Genomic DNA, 26,119 nt, shown 5'->3' on the forward strand with positions numbered 1-26,119 from the left:
CCGATCGGGCCCGGGTGGCTGCTGATTTCGACGCCGCCGAGGTCGATCCGGTCGCGCGGGTTCTCCCGCTGCTGCCGGTTCCGCACCTCGACCGGGAGTTCGACTACCTGATCCCGCGCGACCTGGACGCGGACGCCCGCCCGGGCGTCCGCGTCCGCGTCCGCTTCGCCGGACGTCTCGTCGACGGTTTCCTGCTCGCGCGCGCCGCGACGAGCGATCACACCGGCAAGCTCGGCCGGCTCGATCGGGTCGTCTCCTCCGAGCAGGTCCTCACGCCCGAGATCGCTGCTCTGGCAGAGGAAGTCGCGACCCGCTATGCCGGGACCCGGGCCGACGTGCTGCGTCTTGCGGTACCCCCGCGACACGCACGTGTCGAAGCCGAGGCGCCGCGGACACCGGAACCTCCGCCTGTTCCGGAGATCGATCACGCAGCGTGGGCCCGATACCGACACGGCGAGAATTTCCTCGAAGCGCTCGGCGGCGGCCGCGCCCCCCGCGCGGCCTGGCAGGCCCTGCCCGGTGAGGACTGGCCGCGACGGCTCGCCGAACTCGCCGCGCTGACCCTCGCCTCGGGGAAGGCGGCCGTGCTCGTCGTGCCCGACCAGCGCGATCTCGACCGTCTCGTGACGGCGTGCGCCGATGTCGCCGGGGCCGATCACGTCGTCGGCCTCGCTGCCGGCCTCGGACCGGCCGAACGGTATCGACGCTGGCTCGCGGCGTTGCGTGGCTCCGCGCGCATCGTCGTCGGAACACGGGCCGCGGTCTTCGCCCCGACCCCCGATCTCGGGCTCCTGGTGGTGTGGGACGACGGCGACGACCTGCACTGCGAACCACGGTCCCCGTATCCGCATGCCCGCGAAGTGGCTGCCCTGCGCGCCCACGCGGTCGGTGCCGCCATCGTGATCGCCGGGCACGCCCGGACCGCGGAGACCCAGGCACTCGTCGACGCGGGCTGGGCCCACGATCTCGTGGCGCCCCGCGACGTCGTACGGGCGTGCGCTCCCAAGGTCACGGCCCTCGCCGACAGCGACCATGCACTCGCACGGGATCCGGCCGCGCGCGCCGCGCGACTGCCGGCCATCGCGTTCGCCGCTGCCCGCTCCGCCCTCGCTGCCGACCGCCCGGTGCTCGTGCAGGTACCGCGACGCGGGTATGTGCCCGCGCTGGCATGCGGAAAGTGCCGGGCACCCGCCCGCTGCCGGCACTGCAACGGACCGCTCGCACTGCCCACGGCCGCCGGCCCCGACGGTGCCGCGATCCCAGCCTGCCGGTGGTGCGGTGTCGCCGATGCGCGTCACCGTTGCCACGCGTGCGGCGCGCGCTCGTTGCGGGCCGTGGTGGTGGGGGCGACCCGCACCGCCGAGGAGCTGGGCCGCGCCTTCCCCGGTGTGCCCGTCGTGACCTCCGGCGGCAACGACGTCAAGCACACCGTGCCCGGCTCGGCGTCGCTCGTCGTCTCCACCGTGGGGGCCGAACCCGTCGCCGACGGCGGTTACGGAGCGGCGCTGCTCCTGGACGGGTGGGCGTTGCTCGGCCGGGCCGACCTGCGTGCCACCGAGGAGACGATGCGACGTTGGCTCACGGCATCGGCGCTCGTACGGTCGTTCGCCGACGGGGGACAGGTCGTGGTCGTCGCCGATTCCGGCATCCCCACCGTGCAGGCACTCGTGCGCTGGGATCCCGTGGGACACGCGCAGTCCGAGGTCTCCGAACGCGCCGAGGTCGGTTTCCCGCCCGCGGTCCACATGGCCGCGATCGACGGGTCGTCCGCGGCCGTCGCCGAACTGCTCGAGGCCACACACCTGCCCGAGGGAGCAGAGGTGCTCGGCCCCGTGCCACTACCACCGGGGCAACGGCTGCCGTTCGGGTCCGAGGGGCCCGAACCGGAGGACGTGCACCGGATGATCGTGCGGGTTGCGCGCGAGCGCGGTCGCGCACTCGGCCGAGCCCTGCGCGACGCGCAGGCCACCCGCACGGCGCGCCGCGCGTACGGGCCGCTGCGGGTCCAGGTCGATCCGCCGCGTATCGGCTGAACCGGCCGCGACGAGCGGGCGCGGATTGCCGCCGCCCGACTAGGCCGCTTTCGGAATCGGTTGCGACGGAATCGATGCCGCGTCCGTTCCCTTCCACAGCGCCGCGAAGTCGTGGCGGTGTCGTATGCCGAGGACGTGCAGCAGGACGAAGCGCGGTACGGGCGGCACGAGATGCACGACGTGATCGCGCGAGGAGTCGTCGAGACCGTCGATCAGCCAGTTCCCTTCCTTGCCGAGCTGCTGCATGCTCTTCGGCTCGATGTTGAACTCCTCGTCCCACGCCCGCCACTGCGCATCGGTGATGCTCCTCGAGACCAGCGGCATCATCTCCCGCTCCTCGCGTTCGAGATGGGGGAGCAGGACCTCGGACAGGCGGGACAGCGCCGCGCGGAGTGCCTCCCCGGAACCGGGACGGTCGGCGCGGAAATCGCGGGCGGCCTCCTCGAGGGTGGCGATCGCAGGTTCGATGGTGCGGTGGTCGGCGTTCATCCTCTCCACGAGTGGCGCCGCGTCGGGATTGCACTGCACGACGCGCGGATAGAGCCCGCGGTCCTCGGACTCGTGGTGATGGTGGAGGAAATCCATCATCCACAACACGTGGTCGGCGAGCGCCACTCGGTGGGTCTCCTGCCATGTCTTCATCGAGGTGGCGACCTCGATGCGGAGGAGGTCGCGGCGTAGGGCGGAGTGCACGATTCCCATGATGCGGGTATCGGCGGGCCCGTCGGGATCGGTGATCATGATGACTCCGGTGGATCGATGAGCAACGAGACCTGCGAAGCGCAGGTCGGGATCTGCGAGGACGGTGGGGGACACCGTGTTCGCACCGCGGAGTTTCCGTCGACGGAGGCTGTTCCCAGTGTCGATCCGGCGTGGACCGAGCGCAAGGGTCGACGGACGCTGTCCTGTGCACGGACGACAGCGACACGCGTTGCCGGAGATATTATTTGTCACAGTAACGGAGCTGCTGATTGTGACCGATCTCTTCCGTAGGTGCCGGGGAGGCACAGGAGGAGAGGACGGACGAATGGGTGCCGGGCGAAGTGTCGGTAGTGTCGTCGGCGCGTGTGTCGTCGCGATGCTGACTGCGGGTGCAGCGGTACTGACTGCGGGTGCAGCGGCGGCACAGCCGCTCCCGACCGACGACGGACCGATCCTCGGTCTCGGGGAGGAGTCGTTCAGCAGCGTGCCCGTCCCGGCGGGACCGGTGGCCACCGGGCACGCCGAGGCGGCCGAATACGCCGAGAACAACCCCGATGTCGCGCCCGCAGGCAGCAACGACTTCGCGTGTGTGCCGTCCGAGGAACACCCCCGCCCGGTGGTGCTCGCGCACGGTACCGATTCCAATGCCTATTCCGACTTCGCTGCTCTCTCACCGTTGCTCGCGGCGTCCGGCTGGTGCGTGTTCGCCCTGAACTACGGGTTCGCCGACGGCGCCGAGGACTACGGTACGGGCGACATCCGGGTCTCCGCAGCACAGTTCGGTGAGTTCGTCACCGAGGTTCTCGACGTCACCGGTGCGGAGCAGGTCGACGTCGTCGGCTACTCGCAGGGGGCCACCGTGGCCCGCTACTACATCAACGAGCTCGGAGGTTCCGAGGTCGTCGACCGATGGGTGGGTATCGCGTCGCCGAGCTACGGAGGCACCTTCTACGGCATCGGGGCCGCCTTCGCCGCGCTGCCAGGAGCGACCGACATCGTCGAGGGCGAGTTCTCCGTCGCCCTCGTACAACAGCTTCAGGGGTCGGAACTGCTCACCGAACTCAACACCCCGACCGACACCGTGCCCGGTGTGCGCTACACGACCATCGGTAGCGAGGTCGACGAGGTCATCCAGCCTGCCGGCAACGTCGCTCTCCACGGCGAGGGCGCCGTCAACCACGTGATCCAGGAGTTGTGCCCCCAGGATCTGACAGGCCATTTCAACATGGTCTACGACCCGTTCTCGCTGCAGCTCGCGCGGCACGCGCTCGATCCCGACGGGTACGCGATCGGTGAGTGCACCTCCGTCGCGCTCGGCACCGGCATCCCCGAACTGATCCTGCAGTCCAACACCTGAGCTTCCGCTGCTCGGGCACCGACCTCCGTGAGGTGACCGCTCGGCGCGGTGATGCAGGTCGCACGACGTCGACTCCCTAGACTGTGAGAGGTCATCGCCGTCGAAAACTGGAGCAGCATCCGTGACATCCCCGCACAGTCCACACGCAGCGCACCCCACTTCCTGCCCGGCGGTGCTCTGACATGCGCGTGGTCTTCGCGGGAACGCCGGAACCCGCCGTCCCGTCGCTGCTCCGCCTCATCGAGTCGTCGCGCCACGAGGTCGTCGCGGTGGTCACCCGCCCCGACACCACAGCCGGTCGCGGCCGGAAGGTCGTGCGATCGGCCGTGGGGCGGATCGCCGACGAGCACGGCATCGAGGTCCTCACCCCGCGCTCGCCGCGCGACCCCGAGTTCGTCGCGCGACTGACCGAACTCGCCCCGGACTGCTGTCCCGTGGTGGCCTACGGAGCCCTGATCCCGCAGGACGTCCTGGACATCCCCACGCACGGATGGGTGAACCTCCACTTCTCGCTGCTGCCCGCCTGGCGCGGCGCGGCACCCGTGCAGGCGGCGATCGCTGCCGGTGACGAGATCACCGGAGCGAGCACCTTCCGGCTCGAGGCCGGACTCGACACCGGTCCGGTCTACGGCGTCGTCACCGAGACGATCCGTCCCACCGACACCGCCGGCGACCTGCTCGGCCGCCTCGCCGAGGTCGGTGCGAGCCTGCTCGAATCCACCCTCGACGGCCTCGAGGACGGCATCCTCACGCCCGCACCGCAGCCGGCCGACGGCGTCTCGCACGCTCCCAAGGTCACCGTGGAGGCCGCCCAGGTGCAGTGGACCCTCCCCGCACACGTCGTCGACCGCCGGATCCGCGCCGTCACCCCCGCTCCGGGTGCGTGGACGATGATCGGCGACCTGCGCGTCAAGATCGGCCCCGTGACCGTGACCGACGAGACCCTCGAACCCGGTGAGCTCGACGTCCGCAAGGACGGTGTGCTCGTCGGTACCGCTACCACTGCCGTCCGGCTCGGGACGGTGCAACCGCCCGGGAAGAAGGCGATGGCAGCCACGGACTGGGCGCGCGGCGCCCGCCTCGACCCGAAGGTGCGTGCGCGATGAGCGATTCCGGTAGGCCCCCGCGGGGCAAGCGCAATCCCGGAGGACGGAACCCCGCAGGCCGCGGTGGACGCAACGGCGGAGGGAAACCGAACCGCAACCCGGCGTCCGAGCACACCCGCCGGCCGTCGAAGCCTCCCGCCGACCCCGCACGCGTCGCCGCGCGGGACGTGTTGCGCGCGGTGCGCGAACGGGACGCCTACGCCAATCTCGTTCTCCCGTCGCTGCTCCGGGAACGGCATCTCGACGCGCGCGACGCCGCCCTGGCCACCGAACTCACCTACGGTGCGGCCCGTGCACGGGGTCTGCTGGACGCCGTGATCGCCGACGCCGCGAATCGTCCCGTCGACGAGATCGACGGTGCGCTGCTCGACGTGCTGCGTCTGGGCACCTACCAGTTGCTGCGCACGCGCGTCGCCCCACACGCCGCCGTCGCCACGAGCGTCGACCTCGTCCGGGTCGAATTCGGAGCGGGCCGAGCAGGTTTCGTCAACGCGGTGCTCCGTCGTGTGGGGGAGCGTTCGGAGGAGGAGTGGATCACGCTGCTCGCCCCGGACGCGGACCGCGATCCGGTGGGTCACCTGGCCTTCCGGTACGCCCACCCCCTGTGGATCGCGCAGGCGTTCGCGCACGCGCTCGGATCGGATGCCTCCGAACTCGCCGAGGTGCTCGCCGCCGACGACGCGCGCCCGATCGTCCACCTCGTCGCCCGCCCCGGGGTCATCACCGCGGAGGAACTCGCGCTCGTCACCGGCGGTGAGATCGGGCCGTGGTCGCCCTATGCGGTGCACCTCGATCACGGCGACCCCGGCCGCCTCGAACCCGTCCGAGAGGGCATGGCCGCGGTCCAGGACGAAGGAAGCCAACTCGTCGCACGTGCTCTCACCCTCGCTCCCCTCGTCGGCGAGGACCGGGGCCGCTGGCTCGACCTGTGCGCGGGACCGGGCGGAAAGGCCGCACTGCTCGGAGCCATCGCCGCGATCGACGGGTTCGCCGTCGACGCGGTCGAACCGGTCGAACACCGCGCGGAGCTGGTCCGCAAGACCGCCCGCGACCTGCCGGTGACCGTGCACGTCGCCGACGGACGCGAGCCAGGACTCGAACCGGGCTACGACCGGATCCTCGTGGACGCGCCCTGCACGGGACTCGGCGCGTTGCGTCGGCGTCCCGAGGCCCGCTGGCGCAGGCAACCCGGCGACGTCGCCGAACTCGTGCGGCTGCAGAAGGAACTGCTCGCGTCGGCGATCGGATTGCTGCGTCCCGGCGGTGTGGTGCTCTACTCGACGTGCTCGCCGCACGTCTCGGAGACCGTCGCCGTCGTGTCCGATGCGGTGCGTCGCCACGGTGTCGAACAGCTCGACACCCGCGAACTCGTCCCCGGCGTGCCGCGGGTCGGGGACGGGCCGGGAGTCCAGCTCTGGCCGCACCGCCACGGCACCGACGCCATGTTCATGGCCGCGCTGCGTAAACCGGAGCGCTGACCGCGAGGTGCCGCGCTCCGGACCGGTCGGGTGAAAGCAGCACGCGTACGTCGATCGGTCCGAATAGGGTTTCGGTCATGCCCGAGATCGTCACCCTGACCATGAACCCGGCACTCGACGTCACGACCTTCACCGACGCGGTGGTGCCCACCCGCAAGCTCCGCTGCGACGAGCCGTTCTACGACGCCGGTGGGGGAGGAGTGAACGTCGCGAAGGTCGCGCGCGTGCTCGGTGCCTCGGCCGCCGCCGTCTATCCCGCCGGTGGTGCGCGGGGTGAACAGATGAGCGGTCTCCTCGACGACGACGACGTCGAGGAGCACATCGTCCCCATCGCCGGGTCCACCCGCGAGTGCTTCACGGCCATCGACCGCCGCAGCGGTCAGGAATACCGTTTCGTCACACCCGGTCCCGAGCTGACGGACGAGGAGCAGGAACGCTGCCTCACGACGCTCGAGAAGGTCGCCGAAGGGGCGAAGTTCGTGGTGGCCAGCGGCAGCTTCCCGCCCGGTGTACCAGGCACCTTCGTCCGACGCATCGCCGCCGCGGCGCGAGAGGCCGGCGCACGGTTCGTCCTCGACTCGTCGGGCGATGCGCTGACCAGCATCGATTCAGGGGTCTACCTCGTCAAACCGAGCCTGGACGAGTTGTGCGAGTGGACCGGGCGGGAGCTGGCCACCGACGACGAGCGGATCGCGGCCGCGCGCGAACTCGTCACCTCCGGTGTCACGGAGATCGTCGTCGTCTCGCTCGGGGCGGACGGGGCGATCATGGTGACCGCCGACGAGGCCGTGCGGGTGCCGGCCCTGGCGGCCAAGGTGCGCAGCGCCGTCGGCGCCGGCGACAGCATGGTCGCCGGACTCGTCGTCGGACTGCTGCAGGAACGGTCGTTGCACGACGCTCTGGCCCTCGGGATCGCCTGTGGCACAGCCGCCCTGCTCACCGCGGGCAGCCATGTCTGCCGTCGTGAGGACATCGACCGCTTCGACGCCGTGGCCCGATATCGGTGAGTCCGGGACCCGTCGGAGCGACGGGTCCCGGACCGGAGTGATCAGGAACGTCCGGAGCCGAAACGTCGATCCTCGACCAGGGCGGTCTCGGCGAGTACGGCTTCCTCCTCGACAGTGGGTACGGCATGCACCGCAGCCTCGGCGTCGCGTCGCTCCTCCGACTCGGGTCGCCGTTCCTCCTCGTCGGCCGCATCCAGGGCGGGCCGCACGGTGGACAGGACTACGGCGCCGACGACGGCGGTCACGGCACCGACCACGAACGGCAGGTGCACGTTCACGTGCTCGACGAGCTTGCCTGCGACGAAGGGCGCGAGGCCGCCGCCGATGAACCTGACGAATCCGTAGGTGGCCGACGCGACCGGCCGCGGTACCGGGGCGATGCTCATCACCGCAGTGGTCACCAGGGTGTTGTTGAGGCCGACGAAGATCCCGGATGCGATGACCGCGATGATCACGACCCACCGGTTCTCGGCTCCGATGCCGATCGCCAGTGATACGAGGGCCATACCCAGGAGTGCGCCGTAGAGAGTGCGGGGTGTGCCGAACCTCGCCTTCAGCAGGGGCGCCCCGAAGACCGAGAAGAGTGCCACGAGGATGCCCCATCCGAAGAACACGAAGCCGAGACGCATCGCGGACAGGTCCATGAGGAAGGGTGCGTAACCCAGAATGGTGAAGAACGCCCAGTTGTAGAGCAGGCCCGTGACACTCGTCGTGGCGAGGCTGCGGTGACGCAGCGCCGCGATGGGTTCGAGCACCGAAGATCTCGTCTGTGGAACCGGTGTCGGTTCCACGAAGACCACCGTGGCGACCAGCGCGATGAGCATGAGGACGGCGACGCCGAAGAACGGGCCGCGCCAGCTGATGTCGCCGAGCAGGCCGCCGAGCAGGGGGCCCGTGGCGATACCGACGCCGAGCGCCGTCTCGTAGAGAACGATCGCACCGGCGAAGCCGCCGCTGGCTGCACCGACGATCACGGCGAGGGACGTTGCGATGAACAGGGCGTTGCCCAGGCCCCACCCGGCGCGGAAACCCACGATCTGCGCGATCGAACCACTGGCACCCGCGGCCGCCGCGAAGGCGACGATCAGGACGAGACCGACGATCAGGGTTCGTTTCGCCCCGATCAGGCTCGACACCCAGCCGGTCACGAGCATGGCGACCGCCGTGATCACGAGATAACTCGTGAACAGCAGGGTGACCTGCGAAGGAGTGGCATCGAGCTGTGAGGACAGTGCGGGCAGGATCGGATCGACGAGCCCGATCCCCATGAACGAGACGACGCAGGCGAAGGCGACTGCCCACACCGCTCTCGGTTGCCGGAAGGCAGTGGTGATGGAATCTGAAGCCATGAAATACATAGATACTCTATATAGAAGTTCTATGCAATGTCGGGAGGGCTCGAATACACTCGGTTCCATGAGTGAAGTGCGAGAACGGGGTGCCGCCGACGGACCGTCATCGACGGAGAAGAACGAGCTCGGATCGGTAGTGGAGACGGCGGACGTCCTGTACTCGCTCATGTCGGACTTCCTGCGACAACTTCCGCGCGATCTCAGTCTCACGGCTTCGTCCACTCTGTCGACCCTCAACCGTCGTGGCCCGCAACGAATCACGGCACTCGCTGCGGCGCAGGGAGTGACGCAACCGTCCATGACCTCTCTCGTCGCATCACTCGAGAAAGGGGGGATGGTGACCCGACGGCACGATCCGGCCGACGCGCGTGCCAGCCTCATCGAACTCACGGACAAGGGTGCCGAGTACGTGCTCGAGCGTCGCGGTCGTGGCACCGACAGGATCGGGGGATACATCCGCGATCTCCCCGAGGCGCAGCGAACCGCGTTGCTCGCCGCCTTCCCCGCCCTGCGCACACTGGAGGAACTCGCGCGCGAAAAAGCGCTGTGAGCACGCAGTCGAAGGCCGAACCGCGCCACCGCCCACCGGGGCATCCGGGGCTGCCCGGTGCGAGCCGCTCGCTGTGCACCCCACTAGACTCGGTCCACGTGGCCCACCCGATGATCGCTCCGTCCATCCTGTCCGCGGATTTCGCTCGTCTCGCCGACGAGGCGCAGGCCGTCGCCGGTGCCGACTGGCTCCACGTCGACGTGATGGACGCCCACTTCGTTCCGAACCTGACGCTCGGTCTTCCGGTCGTCGAGTCGCTGCTGAAGGCGACCGACATCCCACTCGACTGTCACCTGATGATCGAGAACCCCGGCCGGTGGGCTCCGCCCTACGCCGAAGCCGGTGCCCACAACGTCACCTTCCACGCCGAGGCGACCGACGACCCGGTCGCCGTGGCCCGCGACATCCGCGCGGCCGGCGGCAAGGCCGGACTGTCCGTCAAGCCGGGCACCCCCATCGAGCCCTATCTCGAGATCCTGAAGGAATTCGACACGCTGCTCGTGATGAGCGTCGAGCCGGGCTTCGGTGGTCAGTGCTTCATCCCGGACGTCCTCGACAAGGCCCGCCAGGTGCGTCGCCTCGTCGACTCGGGTGAACTCCGTCTGCTCGTCGAGATCGACGGCGGCATCAACACCGACACCATCGAAGCGGCCGCGGAAGCAGGTGTGGACTGCTTCGTCGCCGGGTCCGCCGTCTACGGCGCCGCCGATCCCGGTGAGGCGGTCCGCAAGCTGCGGGCGCAGGCCGGGGCTGCGTCCCCGCACCTGACGCTCGCGCCGTGACCGCACCCGAAATCGCCGAAGCCCTCCAGTTCGCGCTCGACGCCTCGGAGGCCGTGCGGGGCACGACCAGCCCCAACCCGCCTGTCGGAGCGGTGATCCTCGACGCGGACGGCGCGGTTGCGGGCGTCGGTGCCACCGCACCACCCGGCGGTCCGCACGCGGAGGTCCGGGCACTCGAGGCCGCGGGCGAACGCGCGCGCGGCGGCACCGCCGTCGTCACCCTCGAACCGTGCAACCACACCGGCCGCACCGGTCCGTGCGCGCAGGCCCTCATCGAAGCGGGGATCGCGACGGTGTACTACTCGGTCGCCGACCCGAATCCCGTCGCGGGGGGAGGTGCCGACACCCTCCGGGTCGCGGGCATCACCGTGCATCCCGGCCTCGGTGCCGAGGCCGTCGCCCGCGGCCCACTGCGGGCATGGCTGCACCGGCAGCACACCGGCAGGCCGCACGTGACCTGGAAGTACGCCGCGTCGATGGACGGTCGCAGCGCGGCCGCCGACGGCACGAGCAAGTGGATCTCCGGTCCCGAATCGCGTGCGCGCGTGCACGACCAGCGCAGCCGGCTCGACGCCATCATCGTCGGAACCGGCACCGTCCTCGCCGACGACCCGTGGCTGACCGCCCGCCTGCCCGACGGTGAACTCGCGCCGCACCAGCCGCTGCGGGTCGTCGTCGGTATGCGTGAGATCCCCACCTCGGCAAGGGTTCTCGACGACTCGGCGCCGACACTGGTGTTGCGCACCCACGATATCGGGGAGGTGCTCGACGCGCTCGGCGACCGACCCGACGTGCTGCTCGAAGGCGGCCCCCGGCTCGCGGGCGCGTTCCTCGCAGCGGGCTGCGTCGACCGCATCCAGGCCTATCTGGCGCCCGTCGTGCTCGGAGCCGGCGAGGCCGCCGTCGAGCACGCCGGCGTGGGCACGATCTCCGACGCGCTACGGTTCCGCCGGGAACGAGTCGAGACCGTCGGCTCGGACATTCTGTTGACACTCGTCCCGGACCGGGACAACTGAATCGGACCCGGTCGCGGATCGGGAGCTAAGGAGCGGAACATGTTCACCGGCATCGTCGAGGAACTCGGTGAGATCGTCGCGAAGGAGGACCTCGCCGACGCGGCACGCTTCACCGTGCGCGGACCGCTGGTCACCTCCGACGCCAAGCACGGCGATTCGATCGCGGTCAACGGGGTGTGCCTGACGGTCGTCGACGTGCTCGACGGCGGGTCCTTCACCGCCGATGTGATGCAGGAGACGCTGAACCGGTCGTCGCTCGGCCAACTCACTCTCGGCAGCTCCGTCAACCTCGAACGCGCCGCCGCACTGAACAGCCGCCTCGGTGGCCACCTCGTGCAGGGCCACGTCGACGCCACCGGCGCCGTCGTCTCCCGCACACCCTCGGAGAACTGGACCGTGGTGCGCATCTCGCTCCCGGCCGAAATCTCCCGCTACGTCGTCGAAAAGGGCTCGATCACCGTCGACGGTGTCTCGCTGACGGTCTCGGGTCTCGGAGGGGAACGAGGGGAGGAGTGGTTCGAGATCTCGCTCATCCCGACCACCCTGTCGCTGACGACCCTCGGCACCGCCGAGCCGGGCACCCTCGTCAACCTCGAGGTCGACGTGATCGCCAAGTACGTGGAGCGCCTGCAGAACGCGCGCTGACGCGTCGTACTGTGGAGATCGACAGTGGACGCGGAGCACGAGTCGTCCGGATACGAGAGTTGGAGTCCAGGGAAGTGACGAGGTTCGACACCATCGAGCGCGCGGTCGCCGACATCGCCGCCGGTAAGGCGGTCGTCGTGGTCGACGACGAAGACCGTGAAAACGAGGGCGACCTCATCTTCGCCGCGGAGAAGGCAACGCCGGAACTCGTGGCGTTCATGGTCCGCTACACATCCGGGTACCTGTGCGTGCCGCTGGACGGCGAGGACTGCGACCGTCTCGGTCTGCCTCCCATGTACAGCGTCAACCAGGACAAGCACGGCACCGCCTACACGGTCACCGTCGACGCGAAGGAAGGCATCGGCACGGGTATCTCCGCGTCCGACCGCGCCGCCACCATGCGGCTGCTCGCCGACCCGACCTCCACCGCCCAGGACTTCACGCGTCCCGGTCACGTGGTGCCGCTGCGCGCCAAGGAGGGCGGCGTCCTGCGCCGGCCCGGGCACACCGAGGCCGCCGTCGACCTCGCCCGCATGGCCGACCTGCGGCCGGCCGGCGTCATCTGCGAGATCGTCTCGCAGAAGGACGAAGGCGAGATGGCCCGCACCGACGAACTGCGGGTCTTCGCCGACGAGCACGAGCTCGCCCTGATCTCGATCGCGGATCTCATCGCGTGGCGCCGCAAGCACGAGAAGCACGTCGTGCGCGTCGCCGAGGCCCGCATCCCCACCCGGCACGGCGACTTCACGGCCGTCGGCTACCAGAGCATCTACGACGAGGTCGAACACGTCGCGCTCGTCCGCGGCGACATCGCCGGCCCGGACGGCGACGGCTCCGACGTGCTCGTGCGTGTGCACTCCGAATGCCTGACCGGCGACGTCTTCGGGTCGCTGCGCTGCGACTGCGGTCCGCAGCTCGACGCCGCCCTCGAGATGGTGGCCGAGGAAGGCCGCGGCGTCGTGCTCTACATGCGCGGTCACGAGGGACGCGGCATCGGCCTGATGCACAAGCTGCAGGCATACCAGCTGCAGGACTCCGGTTCCGACACGGTCGACGCGAACCTGCAACTCGGCCTGCCCGCCGACGCCCGGGACTACGGCATCGGTGCTCAGATCCTCGTCGACCTCGGCATCTCGTCGATGCGGTTGCTGACCAACAACCCGGCCAAGCGCGTCGGTCTCGACGGCTACGGCCTGCAGATCACCGAGCGTGTCCCGATGCCGTTGCGCGCGAACCGCGAGAACATCTCGTACCTGCGCACCAAGCGCGATCGCATGGGCCACGACCTGGTCGGTCTCGACGAGTTCGACGAGGGAGACGCCTGATGAGCGGCGAAGGCCTGCCCGACCTGCAGCTCGCCGACGCCGCGGGGCTGAGCCTCGCGATCGTCGCCGGTAGCTGGCACACCGAGATCTCCGACGCCCTCATCGCCGGCGCACAGCGTGTCGCCGAGCAGGCGGGCGTCACCGACGTCACCCTCGAGCGGGTCGCCGGAGCGATCGAGCTTCCCGTCGTCGCACAGCAGCTCGCCCGCACCCACGACGCGGTCGTCGCGCTCGGCGTGGTGATCCGTGGCGGCACGCCGCACTTCGAGTACGTGTGCGACGCCGTGACCTACGGCCTCACCCGGATCGCGCTCGACGAGGGCACCCCGGTGGGCAACGGCGTCCTCACCACCGACACCGAACAGCAGGCCCGCGACCGCGCCGGTCTGCCCGGCTCCGCGGAGGACAAGGGCGGCCAGGCCTGCGCGGCGGCACTCGACACCGCCGTGACCCTGCGGCGGCTGCGGAAGGCGGCGCGTTGACCCACGACGAGACCGGCTGGGATCTCGAGGTACGCCCGGAGAAGATGCGGCGCTGGGTGGTCGTGGCGGCGGTCGTCGTCATGGCCCTCCACATCTTCGCGGCGCTCGTGCTCCGCGGGGGCGGCGACACCGGTGTGAACCTGCGGGTCGTCGACCAGATCGCGATCCTCGCCATCGGTGTCGTGCTCACCGGAGGCGTCCTGCTGTTCACCCGCCCGCGGCTGCGCGCGGGTGCCGACGGCGTCTCCGTCCGCAACGTCGTCGCCGAACGACACATCCCGTGGACCGACGTGCGCGGGTTGTTCTTCGACCACGGCGCACCCTGGGCCCGCCTCGAGCTGCCGTTCGACGAGTACGCGCCCGTCGTCGCCATCCAGGCGCGCGACGGGGAACTCGCCGTGGACGCGCTCGAACGTTTCCGGGAACTCGAATCCCGCTACACCGTCCCCGACAGAAACGACGGCGGAGCCGTCCGGCGAAACGACGACGGCGGAGCCGCCAGACGCAACGACGACGGTGGAGCCGTCAGACGCAACGACGACGGTGGAGCCGTCAGGGGCGACGACTAGCCTGGACCTGTGCCCGACCCCTCGACATATCGCCCAGCCCCCGGTTCCATTCCCACGGAGCCGGGGGTCTACAAGTTCCGCGACCCGCACGGCCGGGTCGTCTACGTCGGCAAGGCGAAGAACCTCCGGTCCCGCCTGAACTCGTACTTCGCCGACATCGCGTCGCTGCATCCGCGCACCCGGCAGATGGTGACCACCGCGGGCCGGGTCGAGTGGACGGTGGTGCGCACCGAGGTCGAGGCACTCCAGCTCGAGTACAACTGGATCAAGGAGTTCGACCCTCGGTTCAACGTCCGCTACCGCGACGACAAGACGTACCCGATGCTCGCGGTCACGTTGAACGAGGAATATCCCCGCCTGTTCGTCTATCGTGGGCCGCGCCGCAAGGGTGTGCGCTATTTCGGTCCCTACTCGCACGCCTGGGCGATCCGCGAGACCCTCGACCTGCTGCTGCGGGTGTTCCCGTCGCGCACGTGCTCGGCCGGGGTCTTCAAGCGGCACGCGCAGATCGGCCGCCCGTGCCTGCTCGGCTACATCGACAAGTGCTCCGCGCCGTGCGTCGGACGCGTCTCCGCCGACGAACATCGCCGCATCGTCGAGGACTTCTGCGACTTCCTCGCCGGTCGCACCGACAAACTCGTCCGCGATGTCGAGAAGCGGATGCAGGCCGCCGCGGAGGAACTCGACTTCGAGACCGCAGCCCGCCTGCGCGACGATCTGGGGGCGCTGCGCAGAGCACTCGAGAAGCAGGCCGTCGTGCTCGGCGACGGCACCGACGCCGACCTCGTGGCGTTCGCCGGCGACGACCTCGAGGTGGCCGTCCAGGTCTTCCATGTGCGCGGCGGTCGCGTGCGGGGTCAACGCGGCTGGGTCGTCGAGAAGTCCGGTGACGTGCTCGACCGTCCCGAGGACCGCGACGTCGAAGGCGTCGAGGCCGCCGAGGGGACCGACGACGCCGAAGAACTCTCGCTGCTCGTCGAACAGTTCCTCACCCAGTTCTACGGCGAGGAGGCCGCGCTCGGCACCGACGACGCGGACGCCACCAGCGCTGTGCCGCGCGAGGTGCTCGTTCCCGCCCTGCCGCCCGACCCGGACGAGATGAGCCGCTGGCTCGGGCGCCTGCGCGGCGGTCCCGTGCGTCTGCGCATCCCGCAGCGCGGCGACAAGAAGGCACTGGCCGACACGGTCGAGCGCAATGCCAAGGAAGCACTCGCGCAGCACAAGCTGCGGCGCGCGGGCGACTTCAACGCCCGATCGGCGGCGTTGCAGGGCATCCAGGACGCCCTCGACCTCGACTCGGCGCCGCTGCGCATCGAGTGCGTCGATATCAGCCACGTGCAGGGCACCGACGTCGTCGCATCGCTGGTCGTCTTCGAGGACGGGTTGCCCCGTAAGTCCGACTACCGGCACTACGCCATCAAGCACGCCGCCGGCGACGGGCACTCCGACGACGTCGCTTCGATCGCCGAGGTCACGCGCCGGCGTTTCCTCCGCCACAACCGCGACCTCGCCCGGCAGGCAGATCCGGACGGATCCGCCCCAGAGGGCGGCGACGGCGGGGATCTGGCGCCCGAAGCGGCACTGGACCCGGCGACGGGCCGTCCGCGGCGGTTCGCCTATCCGCCGAACCTGTTCGTCGTCGACGGTGGTGCACCGCAGGTCGCGGCTGCGGCCGAGGTCCTCGACGAACTCGGCATCACCGATGTCGCGGTCGTCGGGCTCGCGAAGCGTCTCGAGGAGGTGTGGGTGCCGGGGGAGGAGGACCCGGTGATCCTTCCGCGCACCAGCGAGTCGCTGTTCCTGCTGCAGCGCATCCGCGACGAGGCACACCGTTTCGCGATCACCTACCACCGCAGCAAGCGGTCCAAGCGCATGACCGCCTCCGCTCTCGACGGGGTCCGTGGTCTCGGCGACACCCGGCGCAAGGCGCTCGTCACCCACTTCGGGTCGGTCGCGCGGCTACGGGAGGCGAGCGTCGAGGAGATCACCGCGGTGCCCGGGATCGGGCAGGCCACTGCGAAAGCCGTCCTCGAGGCGCTGCGGGGCGACGCACCCGCTCCCGCCGAGTCGCCGCAGGACACCGACGCCCCGACCGTCGCGGATGCGAGCGATCCGGCTGCGGCACCTGCGGGCGACCCGACTGCCGCGGATGCGGGCGACACGCCGGTAGGCGATGATGGCTCCGTCGGCGTGTCGGGAGTACGAGCGGAGTCGGAACAGTGACCGAAGTGGGTCGGATCCCGGGAATGGCGGACGGTTCGGAACAGGGTGTCGACGGTGAACGGCCGGCGCAGGCCGAGGTCATCGTCGTCACCGGCCTGTCCGGAGCCGGACTGAGTACGGCGGCGACGGCCCTCGAGGATCTCGGGTGGTACGTCGCGGAGAACCTCCCGCCCCAACTGATGCTGTCGATGATCGATCTCGCGGTGCAGGCCGAACCTCCGCTGCAACGCCTCGCCGTGGTGATGGACGTGCGCAGCCGGTTGTTCACCGGCGACCTCGAACGTGTCGTCACCGATCTGGCGGCCCGCCCGGTCAACACCCGGGTGCTGTTCCTCGAAGCGGCCGACTCGGTGCTCGTCCGGCGGTTCGAGCAGGTGCGCCGCAGCCATCCGCTGCAGTCCGACACGGCCGATCGCACGCTCACCGACGGCATCGCCGTCGAACGTGAGCAGCTCGCTCCCGTCAAGGCCGCCGCCGACCTCGTCATCGACACGTCGGCGCTGTCCGGACCCGACCTGCGTCGCAAGATCGAGGCGGCCTTCGGCGACGCCGCGTCCGACACCATCCGGGTGACCGTGGAGTCGTTCGGCTTCAAGTACGGCCTGCCCATGGACTCCGACGTCGTGTGCGACGTGCGGTTCCTGCCGAACCCCCACTGGATCGCCGAACTGCGTCCGCACACCGGGCAGGACGCGGCGGTGCGCGACTATGTACTCTCCCGCGACGGTGCCGAGGACTATCTCGCCACCTATCACCGGCTGCTCGATCTGACGACCGCCGGTTACCGTCGGGAGGGGAAGCGCTACATGACGATTGCAGTGGGCTGCACCGGAGGGAAACACCGGAGCGTGGCGATGGCCGAGGCCCTCGCCGCACGCCTCGAGCAGGCACCGGATCTGACGGTGAACGTGGTGCACCGGGATCTGGGGCGCGAGTGAACGCCGCCGAGACTCCCGACTCCGACAGCACGCCGAACTCCGAGAGCGCTCCGGGCTCCGGGACGGTGCCCGGTCCTGCGATCACCGCGCTCGGCGGCGGACACGGCCTGTACGCGACGCTCAGCGCCGTCCGGCGCCTCACCGACCGGGTCACCGCCGTCGTGACCGTCGCCGACGACGGAGGATCCTCGGGACGGCTGCGCGCCGAACTCGGCGTCGTCCCACCCGGCGACCTGCGCATGGCGCTCGCCGCACTCGCCGGCCGCGACGACGAGGTCCGGGTGTGGACCGAGACCGTGCAACACCGCTTCGGCGGCACAGGCGCCCTCGCCGGGCACTCCGTCGGCAACCTGATCCTCGCCGGCCTCGCCGAAGTGGCGGGCGACACCGTCACCGCCCTCGACATGCTCGCCCGCGTCCTCGACGTGCGCGGCCGTGTGCTGCCGATGTCGCCGATCCCGCTCGACATCGAGGCCGACGTGTCGGGACTCGAATCCGACCCGCGGGTGAGCCGCTGCATCCGGGGACAGGTCGCGGTGGCGACCACCCCGGGCAAGGTGCGCCGCGTCCGCCTGATCCCCGCCGATCCGCCGGCCTGCCCACCGGCGCTCGACGCAGTGTGCGAGGCCGATCTCGTGGTGCTCGGCCCGGGATCCTGGTTCTCGAGCGTCATCCCGCACGTGCTCGTCCCGGACCTGCACGAGGCGCTGGTCCACACGACGGCGCTCAAGGTCCTCGTGCTCAACCTCGCGGCGGAACCGGGGGAGACTGCAGGCTTCTCCGCGGAACGTCACCTGCACGTTCTCGCCCAGCACGCCCCCGATTTCCGTGTCGACCACGTCGTCGTGGATGCTGCCTCGGTACCGGAAGGACGCGAGCGCGAGCACCTGAGCCGGTCCGCGGCCCGATTCGGAGCGGACGTCTCGTTCGTCGACGTCGCCGAGACCGGTACGCATCGACACGACCCCGCCAAGTTGGCGGGGGCACTGGAAACATGTCTGTCCTCGCGCGGTGGAGTCCGTGCCGCGCGCGGGGACGGGAGGGAGAGCGTCTCGTGGCAATGACAGCGGAGGTCAAGGACGAGCTGAGCAGGTTGTCGGTCACCAGGATCAGCAATCGCAAGGCCGAGGTGTCCGCCCTCCTGCGCTTCGCCGGGGGATTGCACATCGTCGCCGGACGGGTGGTCGTCGAGGCCGAGGTCGACCTCGGATCGATCGCACGTCGCCTCCGCCGCGAGATCTTCGAGCTCTACAGCTATCCCGCCGAGATCCAGGTGCTCGGCGCGGGCGGTCTGCGCAAGAGCTCCCGGTACATCGTCCGCGTCGGCAAGGACGGTGAGGCACTGGCCCGTCGCACCGGCCTGCTCGACGGGCGCGGACGACCCGTGCGCGGACTGCCTGCGCAGGTGGTCGGTGGCAGCGTCTCCGACTCCGCCGCGGCGTGGCGCGGAGCGTTCCTCGCCCACGGTTCGCTCACCGAACCGGGCCGTTCCTCGGCCCTCGAGGTCAGCTGCCCCGGCCCGGAGGCCGCCCTCGCGCTCGTCGGCGCCGCCCGCCGGCTCGGCGTCACCGCCAAGGCACGTGAGGTGCGCGGCGCCGACCGCGTGGTGATCCGCGACGGCGAGGCCATCGGCGCGCTGCTCACCCACATGGGCGCGCAGGACACCCGGCTGGTCTGGGAGGAACGTCGCATGCGCCGCGAGGTGCGGGCGACCGCGAACCGTCTCGCCAACTTCGACGACGCCAATCTGCGCCGGTCCGCACGCGCCGCCGTCGCTGCCGCTGCGCGGGTCGAGCGGGCGTTGGCGATCCTGGGCGCCGACGTTCCCGATCACCTCGCCGCCGCCGGCGCGCTGCGCGTGCAGCACCGTCAGGCGTCCCTCGAGGAACTCGGTCAGCTCGCCGATCCGCCGATGACCAAGGATGCCGTCGCGGGACGGATCCGCCGTCTGCTGTCGATGGCGGATCGTCGAGCGAAGGAACTCGGGATCCCCGACACGGAGTCGGCCGTCACCGCTGAGTTGCTGGACGAGGCATAGCGGGGCAGGCTTGCAAAGGAGTTCGCGCCACGACCGGGCGGCTCCCCGCAGTACGGCCACATCCCACTAGGGTGGAGGTCACACGAGCACGAGCACCACCACGACCATCGAATACTGGGCAAAGGAGCTTCATTGTGACTGTCCGCGTAGGCGTGAACGGATTCGGACGCATCGGGCGCAACTTCTTCCGGGCGGTCGAGGCACAGAAGGCACTCGGTACCACCGACATCGAGATCGTTGCCGTCAACGACCTCACCGACAACGACACCCTCGCGACGCTCCTGAAGTACGACTCGATCCTGGGGCGCCTCGACAAGGACGTGCATGTCGAGGGCGACGACATCGTCGTCGGCGACCAGAAGATCAAGGCCCTCTCGATCAAGGAAGGCCCCTCCGCTCTACCGTGGGGCGACCTCGGTGTCGACGTCGTCGTCGAGTCCACCGGCATCTTCACCAACGCCGCCAAGGCGAAGGGTCACATCGACGCCGGTGCCAAGAAGGTCATCATCTCGGCGCCCGCCACCGACGAGGACATCACCATCGTCATGGGTGTCAACCACGACAAGTACGACGGCACGCAGAACATCATCTCCAACGCCTCGTGCACCACGAACTGCCTCGGCCCCCTCGCAAAGGTGCTGAACGACGAGTTCGGCATCGAGAAGGGCCTGATGACCACGATCCACGCGTACACCCAGGACCAGAACCTGCAGGATGGACCGCACAAGGATCTGCGTCGCGCGCGCGCCGCCGCCCTGAACATCGTCCCCACCGGCACCGGCGCCGCCAAGGCCATCGGCCTCGTGCTCCCCGAGCTGCTCGGCAAGCTCGACGGCTACGCGCTGCGCGTCCCGGTCCCGACGGGCTCGGTCACCGACCTCACCGCGACCCTCACCAAGAAGGCCACCGCCGACGAGGTCAACGCCGCACTGAAGGCTGCCGCGGAAGGTCCGCTGAAAGGCATCCTGAAGTACAACACCGATCCGATCGTGTCCTCGGACATCGTCACCGACCCGCACTCGTCGATCTTCGACGCGCCTCTGACCAAGGTCATCGACGAGCAGGTCAAGGTCGTCTCCTGGTACGACAACGAGTGGGGCTACTCGAATCGTCTTGTCGACCTCACCGGTCTCGTCGGCAAGTCTCTCTGAAACTCGTAGAACAGGACATTTGAACAGTGGCAGTTCAGACCCTCGAGGATCTGCTCGACGCAGGTGTGGAGGGTCGGGGCGTACTCGTGCGCTCCGACCTCAACGTCCCGCTCGACGGCGACACGATCACCGATGCCGGCCGCATCCTCGCGTCCGCGCCCACCATCCGCACGCTCGCGGAGGCCGGCGCCAAGGTCGTCGTGACCGCGCATCTCGGCCGCCCCAAGGGCGAGCCGGATCCGAAGTACTCGCTCGCGCCCGTCGCAGCGAAGCTCGGTGAGGTGCTCGGCCGCAACGTCCAGCTCGCCTCCGACGTCGTCGGGCAGGATGCGCTCGCGCGTTCCGAAGGGCTGACCGACGGCGACATCCTCCTGCTCGAGAACGTCCGCTTCGACGCTCGCGAGACCAGCAAGGACGACGCCGCGCGGCTCGCCTTCGCCCGTGAGCTCGTCGAGCTCGTCGGCGACGACGGCGCATTCGTCTCCGACGGCTTCGGTGTCGTGCACCGCAAGCAGGCGTCGGTCTACGACGTCGCGACGCTGCTCCCGCACTACGCGGGTGGTCTCGTCGCGGCCGAGGTCGACGTGCTCGCCAAGCTCACCACCGACACCGAGCGTCCGTACGCCGTGGTGCTCGGCGGCTCGAAGGTCTCCGACAAGCTCGGGGTCATCGAGGCGCTCGCGCCCAAGGTCGACACGCTCGTCATCGGTGGCGGTATGTGCTTCACCTTCCTTGCGGCACAGGGCTACTCGGTCGGCACCTCGCTGCTCGAGGAGTCGATGATCGACACCTGCAAGCAGCTGCTCGAACGCTTCGGCGACGTCATCCACATCCCGCAGGACGTGGTGGTGGCCGACAAGTTCGCGGCCGACGCACAGTCGCAGACCGTCGCGGCCGACTCCATCCCCGACGGATGGATGGGCCTCGACATCGGACCGGAATCCGTGCAGCGCTTCGCCTCGCTCCTCGGCTCGGCGAAGACGGTGTTCTGGAACGGCCCCATGGGCGTGTTCGAGTTCGAGAACTTCGCAGCCGGAACGAAGGGTGTCGCGGAAGCGATCATCGAGGCCACCGGCAAGGGAGCGTTCAGCGTCGTCGGCGGTGGCGACTCCGCTGCGGCCGTGCGGTCGCTCGGACTCGGTGAGGACCGCTTCTCGCACATCTCCACCGGTGGTGGCGCCTCCCTCGAGTACCTCGAGGGCAAGGAACTGCCCGGCATCGCAGTTCTGGAGGGCTGACGGTCATGGCACGGACACCGCTCATCGCGGGCAACTGGAAGATGAACCTCAACCACCTCGAGGCCATCGCCCTGGTGCAGAAGATCGCGTTCACCCTTCCCGAGAAGTACCTCGAGAAGGTCGACGTGACGGTCATCCCGCCGTTCACCGACATCCGCTCGGTGCAGACCCTCGTCGAGGGCGACAGGCTCGGCATCACCTACGGAGCCCAGGACCTGTCGGTCCACGACTCCGGCGCCTACACCGGTGAGATCTCCGGCGCGATGCTCGCGAAGCTCGGCTGCACCTACGTGGTGGTCGGGCACTCGGAGCGTCGCACCCTGCACGGTGAGACCGACGAGATCGTCCGCGACAAGACCAAGGCCGCGCTGCGGCACGGTCTCACGCCGATCGTGTGCATCGGCGAAGGACTCGACGTCCGCGAAGCCGGCAACCACGTCGAGTACAACGTCGAGCAGTTGAAGAACTCGCTCGCCGGCCTGTCCGCCGAGGAGATCGCTAAGATCGTCGTCGCGTACGAGCCGGTCTGGGCCATCGGCACGGGCAAGGTCGCCTCGGCGGCCGACGCGCAGGAGGTGTGCGCGGCGGTGCGCAACACCCTCGCCGAGCTGGCCTCGCCCGAGGTCGCGGCGTCGGTCCGCGTCCTGTACGGCGGATCGGTCAACGCCAAGAACGTCGGTGAGCTCATCGCTCAGACCGACGTCGACGGCGGCCTCGTGGGAGGCGCCTCCCTCAAGGCCGACGAATTCGCCCAGCTGTCGGCGATCGCCGCAGGCGGTCCGCTCCTCTAGAGCGACCGGCATCACGGTGGGGTGCAGGATCTCGACGAGATCCTGCACCCCACCCGCGTTTCGCCTCACCGCGGTGTTGCTAGCCCGACCCGCGCAGCCACGACGACCGTCCCCGGCACACCCGCAGCATCCCCGTATGACGAGCGGGTAAGCTGACGCCGACGTCGCCCACCATCCGAAGGACATCGAACACCGACATGGAACTGTTCCTGGACATCCTCCTGATCGTCACGAGCCTGTTGCTCATCCTGCTGGTGCTGCTGCACCGCGGTAAGGGCGGTGGTCTGTCCAGCCTGTTCGGTGGCGGAGTCCAGTCCAATCTCTCGGGCTCGACCGTGGCAGAGAAGAACCTCGACCGTCTCACCGTCTTCACCGGCATCATCTGGGTGATCTCGATCCTCGGCATCGGACTGCAGATCAAGTTCAGCTGATCCCCGCGGGTGCACGGCCGCTGCCGCGGTCGCGCCCCGGCCGCCAGGCACAGATACTGGCTGTATGACGGACACTGTGCCTGCCTCTGCGACCGAACCACTCCGCGAGGACATCCGCCTGCTCGGCGGCATCCTCGGCAACGTCATCCGTGAGCAGGCGGGACCCGAGACCTTCGACCTGGTCGAATCCGCTCGGGTGGAGAGTTTCCGGATCCGGCGCTCCGAGATCGACCGCACCGAACTCGCCGAACGCTTCGCCGGCGTCGCCACCGACGACCTGATTCCCGTCGCCCGGGCGTTCAGCCATTTCGGTCTGCTCGCCAATCTCGCCGAGGACCTGCACCGCGAACGACGTCGGGCCCTGCACGTGCGCGCAGGCGACCCACCGCAGGACAGCAGCCTCGCCGCCACCTACGCCAAACTCGACGCCGCCGGCCCGAGTCTCGACGCCGACACCGTGACCGACGCGCTCGCATCGGCTCTCGTCGCCCCCGTCATCACCGCTCATCCCACCGAGACCCGCCGACGCACCGTCTTCGACGTCCAGACCGCCGTCACCGAGCTCATGCGGCGCCGGGAGAGGACCGACGATCCCGCCGCGCTCGAGGAGATCGACCGCGCCCTGTACCGGCACATCCTGACCCTGTGGGACACCGCGCTCATCAGGCTCGCGCGTCTGAGGATCAGCGACGAGGTCGACAACGGTCTGCGCTACTACGACCTCGCGCTGTTCGACGTCGTTCCCGCCCTCAATGCCGAAGTGCGACGCGAACTCCGGCGACGCTGGCCCGATGCGGCGGTGCTCACCGAACCGCTGGTCCGGCCCGGAACCTGGATCGGCGGCGACCGCGACGGCAACCCCAATGTCGACGGCGAGGTCGTCACCACCGCAGCGAACCGCGCCTGTGAGACCGCGCTGCGACACCACCTCGCCGAACTCGCTGCGCTCGAACGCGCACTGTCGATGTCCGAACGCACCGCGACCATCAGCAGCGCTCTGAAGAAGCTCGCCGACGACTCGGGCGACGACAATCCCGCCCACAGCGACGAGCCGTACCGACGCGCAGTGCACGGCATCCGCGCTCGCCTCACCGCGACCGCGGACAGGCTGCTGCCCGGCGTCGATCTGCCCCACACGGTGCGTATCCCGTGCGAGCCCTACGCCACCCCGGCCCGCCTGCACACCGACCTGAACATCGTCGACGCCTCGCTGCGTGCCGGCGGCGCGGCCGTGATCGCCGACGATCGGCTCGCGCACCTGCGCAGCGCCGTCGAGGTCTTCGGTTTCCACCTCGCGCCCCTCGACCTGCGGCAGAACTCCGAGGTCCACGAGAATGTCGTCGCCGAACTGCTCTCCTGGGCCGGAGTGACCGACCGCTACCGTGACCTGCCGGAGGACGACAAGGTCGCGCTGCTCACCGCGGAGTTGCGGATCCGCCGTCCGCTCACCGCCCCCGACGCCCACCTGTCGGACGAGACCGCCAAGGAGCTCGGCATCCTGCGCGCCGCCGCCGAAGTGGTCCGCCGCATCGGGCCGGCCGCCATCGAGCACTACATCATCAGCATGTGCACCTCGGTGTCCGACCTGCTCGAGGTCGAGGTCCTGCTCAAGGAGGTCGGGTTGCTCGACCTCGACCGCGGATACCCGCGCAGCACGGTGCAGGTCATCCCGCTCTTCGAGACGATCGACGATCTGCGCGGCGGTGCCGCCACGCTGACTGCAGCCCTCGCCGTACCCGAGTTCCGCAGCCTCGTCGACGGACACGACGGACTGCAGGAGGTCATGCTCGGCTACTCCGATTCCAACAAGGACGGCGGCTATCTCACCGCCAACTGGGCGCTCTACCGTGCAGAACTCGACCTCGTCGAGGCGGCGCGCACCGCCGGGATCCGGCTGCGCCTGTTCCATGGTCGCGGCGGCACCGTCGGCCGCGGTGGTGGACCGAGCTACGACGCCATCCTCGCCCAGCCGCCCGGTGCGGTACAGGGCTCGCTGCGCCTGACCGAACAGGGCGAGGTCATCGCCGCGAAGTACCGCGAACCGGTGCTCGCCCGCCGCAACCTCGAGGCGCTCGTCTCGGCGACCCTCGAGTCGAGCCTGCTCGACGTCGAAGGCCTCGGCAAGGACGCCCCGGAGGCCTACCGGATCCTCGACGAACTCGCCGACCTCGCTCGCGCCGCGTACAGCCGCCTCGTGCACGAGACACCGGGCTTCGTCGAGTACTTCACCACCGCGACACCGGTCTCTGAGATCGGGGCCCTCAACATCGGCAGCCGTCCCGCCTCCCGCAAGCAGACGAAGGCCATCAGCGACCTGCGGGCCATCCCGTGGGTGCTCTCGTGGACCCAGAGCCGCGTGATGCTCCCCGGCTGGTACGGCACGGGAACAGCCGTGCAGGACTGGGTGGCCGGAGATCCGGACCGGTTGGCGACCCTGCAGGATCTCTACCGTCGCTGGCCGTTCTTCCGCTCGGTGCTGTCGAACATGGCGCAGGTGCTCGCCAAGTCCGATCTCGGCCTGGCCGCCCGGTACTCCGAACTCGTCGAAGACACCGAACTGCGCGAGCGGGTGTTCGACAGCATCGTCGACGAACACGCCCGCACGGTCGACGCCTACCGGCAGATCACGGGATACGACTCGCTCGTCGCGGACAATCCGGCGCTCGAGCGGTCGCTGCACAACCGCTTCCCGTATCTCGAACCGCTCAACCACCTGCAGGTCGAGTTGCTGCGCCGGTTCCGCGCCGGTGAGGACACCGACCGGGTCCGGCGCGGTATCCAGATCACGATGAACGGTCTCGCCACGGCGTTGCGCAACAGCGGCTAGAAAAAACTTCTCGTCGGGTTGTCGATACGGCAGGCGTCCGTTCGTCGTGATGGTGTAGGACGAACACCACACAGACGG

Annotated in this window: 23 protein-coding genes; 21 read left to right on the forward strand and 2 right to left on the reverse strand. The window is 69.6% G+C overall.

Features of this window, described 5'->3' with window-relative positions:
- The first annotated feature begins 14 nt into the window (after positions 1 to 14).
- A complete protein-coding gene (locus U9J23_RS10930; protein ID WP_272266539.1) occupies positions 15 to 2,033 on the forward strand; it encodes a primosomal protein N' in 2,019 nt (672 codons plus the stop codon).
- A gap of 39 nt (positions 2,034 to 2,072) precedes the next feature.
- Here the strand turns inward: U9J23_RS10930 and U9J23_RS10935 are convergent, their stop codons facing one another.
- Complete coding sequence (locus U9J23_RS10935) at positions 2,073 to 2,849, reverse strand: hemerythrin domain-containing protein (RefSeq protein WP_272266541.1); 777 nt, start codon at positions 2,847 to 2,849, stop codon at positions 2,073 to 2,075.
- 211 nt (positions 2,850 to 3,060) lie between these two features.
- Here U9J23_RS10935 and U9J23_RS10940 point away from each other — a divergent pair, with 211 nt between their 5' ends.
- The 4 genes from U9J23_RS10940 to U9J23_RS10955 all read left to right on the forward strand — a co-directional run bounded on the left by U9J23_RS10940 (position 3,061) and on the right by U9J23_RS10955 (position 7,683).
- A complete protein-coding gene (locus U9J23_RS10940; protein WP_272266542.1) occupies positions 3,061 to 4,092 on the forward strand; it encodes an esterase/lipase family protein in 1,032 nt (343 codons plus the stop codon).
- Between the two features lie 182 nt (positions 4,093 to 4,274).
- Entirely contained in the window at positions 4,275 to 5,198 is a 924-nt protein-coding gene (gene fmt / locus U9J23_RS10945; protein ID WP_326602640.1) for a methionyl-tRNA formyltransferase, read from the forward strand.
- On the forward strand, positions 5,195 to 6,676 hold the full coding sequence (locus tag U9J23_RS10950; protein ID WP_272266545.1) for an RsmB/NOP family class I SAM-dependent RNA methyltransferase: 1,482 nt from the start codon (positions 5,195 to 5,197) through the stop codon (positions 6,674 to 6,676). The genes fmt and U9J23_RS10950 overlap by 4 nt, the downstream gene beginning before the upstream one ends.
- Positions 6,677 to 6,753: 77 nt before the next feature.
- Positions 6,754 to 7,683: a 1-phosphofructokinase family hexose kinase gene (locus U9J23_RS10955; protein ID WP_272266547.1), complete on the forward strand. Its 930-nt coding sequence runs from the start codon at positions 6,754 to 6,756 to the stop codon at positions 7,681 to 7,683.
- A gap of 41 nt (positions 7,684 to 7,724) precedes the next feature.
- Here U9J23_RS10955 and U9J23_RS10960 read toward each other — a convergent pair whose 3' ends face one another.
- Entirely contained in the window at positions 7,725 to 9,032 is a 1,308-nt protein-coding gene (locus U9J23_RS10960) for an MFS transporter (RefSeq protein ID WP_326602645.1), read from the reverse strand.
- Between the two features lie 67 nt (positions 9,033 to 9,099).
- Here U9J23_RS10960 and U9J23_RS10965 point away from each other — a divergent pair, with 67 nt between their 5' ends.
- The 16 genes from U9J23_RS10965 (at position 9,100) to ppc (ending at position 26,041) form a co-directional block, all read left to right on the forward strand.
- On the forward strand, positions 9,100 to 9,585 hold the full coding sequence (locus U9J23_RS10965; protein ID WP_272266548.1) for a MarR family winged helix-turn-helix transcriptional regulator: 486 nt from the start codon (positions 9,100 to 9,102) through the stop codon (positions 9,583 to 9,585).
- Positions 9,586 to 9,683: 98 nt separating this feature from the next.
- Positions 9,684 to 10,367, forward strand: coding sequence for a ribulose-phosphate 3-epimerase (gene rpe / locus U9J23_RS10970; protein WP_059381375.1), 684 nt, complete (start codon positions 9,684 to 9,686; stop codon positions 10,365 to 10,367).
- Positions 10,364 to 11,383 (forward strand): bifunctional diaminohydroxyphosphoribosylaminopyrimidine deaminase/5-amino-6-(5-phosphoribosylamino)uracil reductase RibD, encoded by a 1,020-nt coding sequence (ribD, locus tag U9J23_RS10975; protein ID WP_326602649.1) that lies wholly within the window; start codon positions 10,364 to 10,366, stop codon positions 11,381 to 11,383. The genes rpe and ribD overlap by 4 nt, the downstream gene beginning before the upstream one ends.
- Before the next feature lie 39 nt (positions 11,384 to 11,422).
- Positions 11,423 to 12,028, forward strand: coding sequence for a riboflavin synthase (locus U9J23_RS10980; RefSeq protein ID WP_060653234.1), 606 nt, complete (start codon positions 11,423 to 11,425; stop codon positions 12,026 to 12,028).
- A 74-nt stretch (positions 12,029 to 12,102) separates the two neighbouring features.
- The gene (locus U9J23_RS10985; protein ID WP_326602652.1) at positions 12,103 to 13,353 is read left to right on the forward strand and encodes a bifunctional 3,4-dihydroxy-2-butanone-4-phosphate synthase/GTP cyclohydrolase II; all 1,251 of its coding nucleotides are present in this window, start codon (positions 12,103 to 12,105) and stop codon (positions 13,351 to 13,353) included.
- Positions 13,353 to 13,835, forward strand: a complete 483-nt coding sequence (gene ribH, locus U9J23_RS10990; RefSeq protein WP_006551470.1) for a 6,7-dimethyl-8-ribityllumazine synthase — start codon at positions 13,353 to 13,355, stop codon at positions 13,833 to 13,835. The genes U9J23_RS10985 and ribH overlap by 1 nt, the downstream gene beginning before the upstream one ends.
- Entirely contained in the window at positions 13,832 to 14,404 is a 573-nt protein-coding gene (locus U9J23_RS10995; protein ID WP_442802279.1) for a PH domain-containing protein, read from the forward strand. Before ribH ends, U9J23_RS10995 begins: the two co-directional genes overlap by 4 nt.
- 9 nt (positions 14,405 to 14,413) lie before the next feature.
- Entirely contained in the window at positions 14,414 to 16,627 is a 2,214-nt protein-coding gene (gene uvrC / locus U9J23_RS11000; protein WP_326602655.1) for an excinuclease ABC subunit UvrC, read from the forward strand.
- A gap of 23 nt (positions 16,628 to 16,650) precedes the next feature.
- The gene (gene rapZ, locus U9J23_RS11005) at positions 16,651 to 17,565 is read left to right on the forward strand and encodes an RNase adapter RapZ (RefSeq protein ID WP_059381381.1); all 915 of its coding nucleotides are present in this window, start codon (positions 16,651 to 16,653) and stop codon (positions 17,563 to 17,565) included.
- A complete protein-coding gene (locus tag U9J23_RS11010; protein ID WP_059381382.1) occupies positions 17,562 to 18,629 on the forward strand; it encodes a gluconeogenesis factor YvcK family protein in 1,068 nt (355 codons plus the stop codon). Before rapZ ends, U9J23_RS11010 begins: the two co-directional genes overlap by 4 nt.
- On the forward strand, positions 18,620 to 19,603 hold the full coding sequence (gene whiA / locus U9J23_RS11015; protein WP_006551475.1) for a DNA-binding protein WhiA: 984 nt from the start codon (positions 18,620 to 18,622) through the stop codon (positions 19,601 to 19,603). The genes U9J23_RS11010 and whiA overlap by 10 nt, the downstream gene beginning before the upstream one ends.
- Before the next feature lie 134 nt (positions 19,604 to 19,737).
- On the forward strand, positions 19,738 to 20,754 hold the full coding sequence (gene gap, locus U9J23_RS11020; protein WP_272266587.1) for a type I glyceraldehyde-3-phosphate dehydrogenase: 1,017 nt from the start codon (positions 19,738 to 19,740) through the stop codon (positions 20,752 to 20,754).
- A gap of 26 nt (positions 20,755 to 20,780) precedes the next feature.
- Positions 20,781 to 21,992: a phosphoglycerate kinase gene (locus tag U9J23_RS11025; protein WP_059381383.1), complete on the forward strand. Its 1,212-nt coding sequence runs from the start codon at positions 20,781 to 20,783 to the stop codon at positions 21,990 to 21,992.
- Between the two features lie 5 nt (positions 21,993 to 21,997).
- Positions 21,998 to 22,783, forward strand: coding sequence for a triose-phosphate isomerase (tpiA, locus tag U9J23_RS11030; protein WP_059381384.1), 786 nt, complete (start codon positions 21,998 to 22,000; stop codon positions 22,781 to 22,783).
- Positions 22,784 to 22,980: 197 nt separating this feature from the next.
- Positions 22,981 to 23,214: a preprotein translocase subunit SecG gene (gene secG / locus U9J23_RS11035; protein ID WP_006551479.1), complete on the forward strand. Its 234-nt coding sequence runs from the start codon at positions 22,981 to 22,983 to the stop codon at positions 23,212 to 23,214.
- Between the two features lie 64 nt (positions 23,215 to 23,278).
- Positions 23,279 to 26,041, forward strand: coding sequence for a phosphoenolpyruvate carboxylase (gene ppc, locus U9J23_RS11040; protein WP_326602661.1), 2,763 nt, complete (start codon positions 23,279 to 23,281; stop codon positions 26,039 to 26,041).
- Positions 26,042 to 26,119 lie beyond the last annotated feature (78 nt).

Origin of the sequence: Rhodococcus sp. PD04, from assembly GCF_035918275.1 — a bacterium.
Classification (GTDB): Bacteria; Actinomycetota; Actinomycetes; order Mycobacteriales; family Mycobacteriaceae; genus Rhodococcus; species Rhodococcus rhodochrous.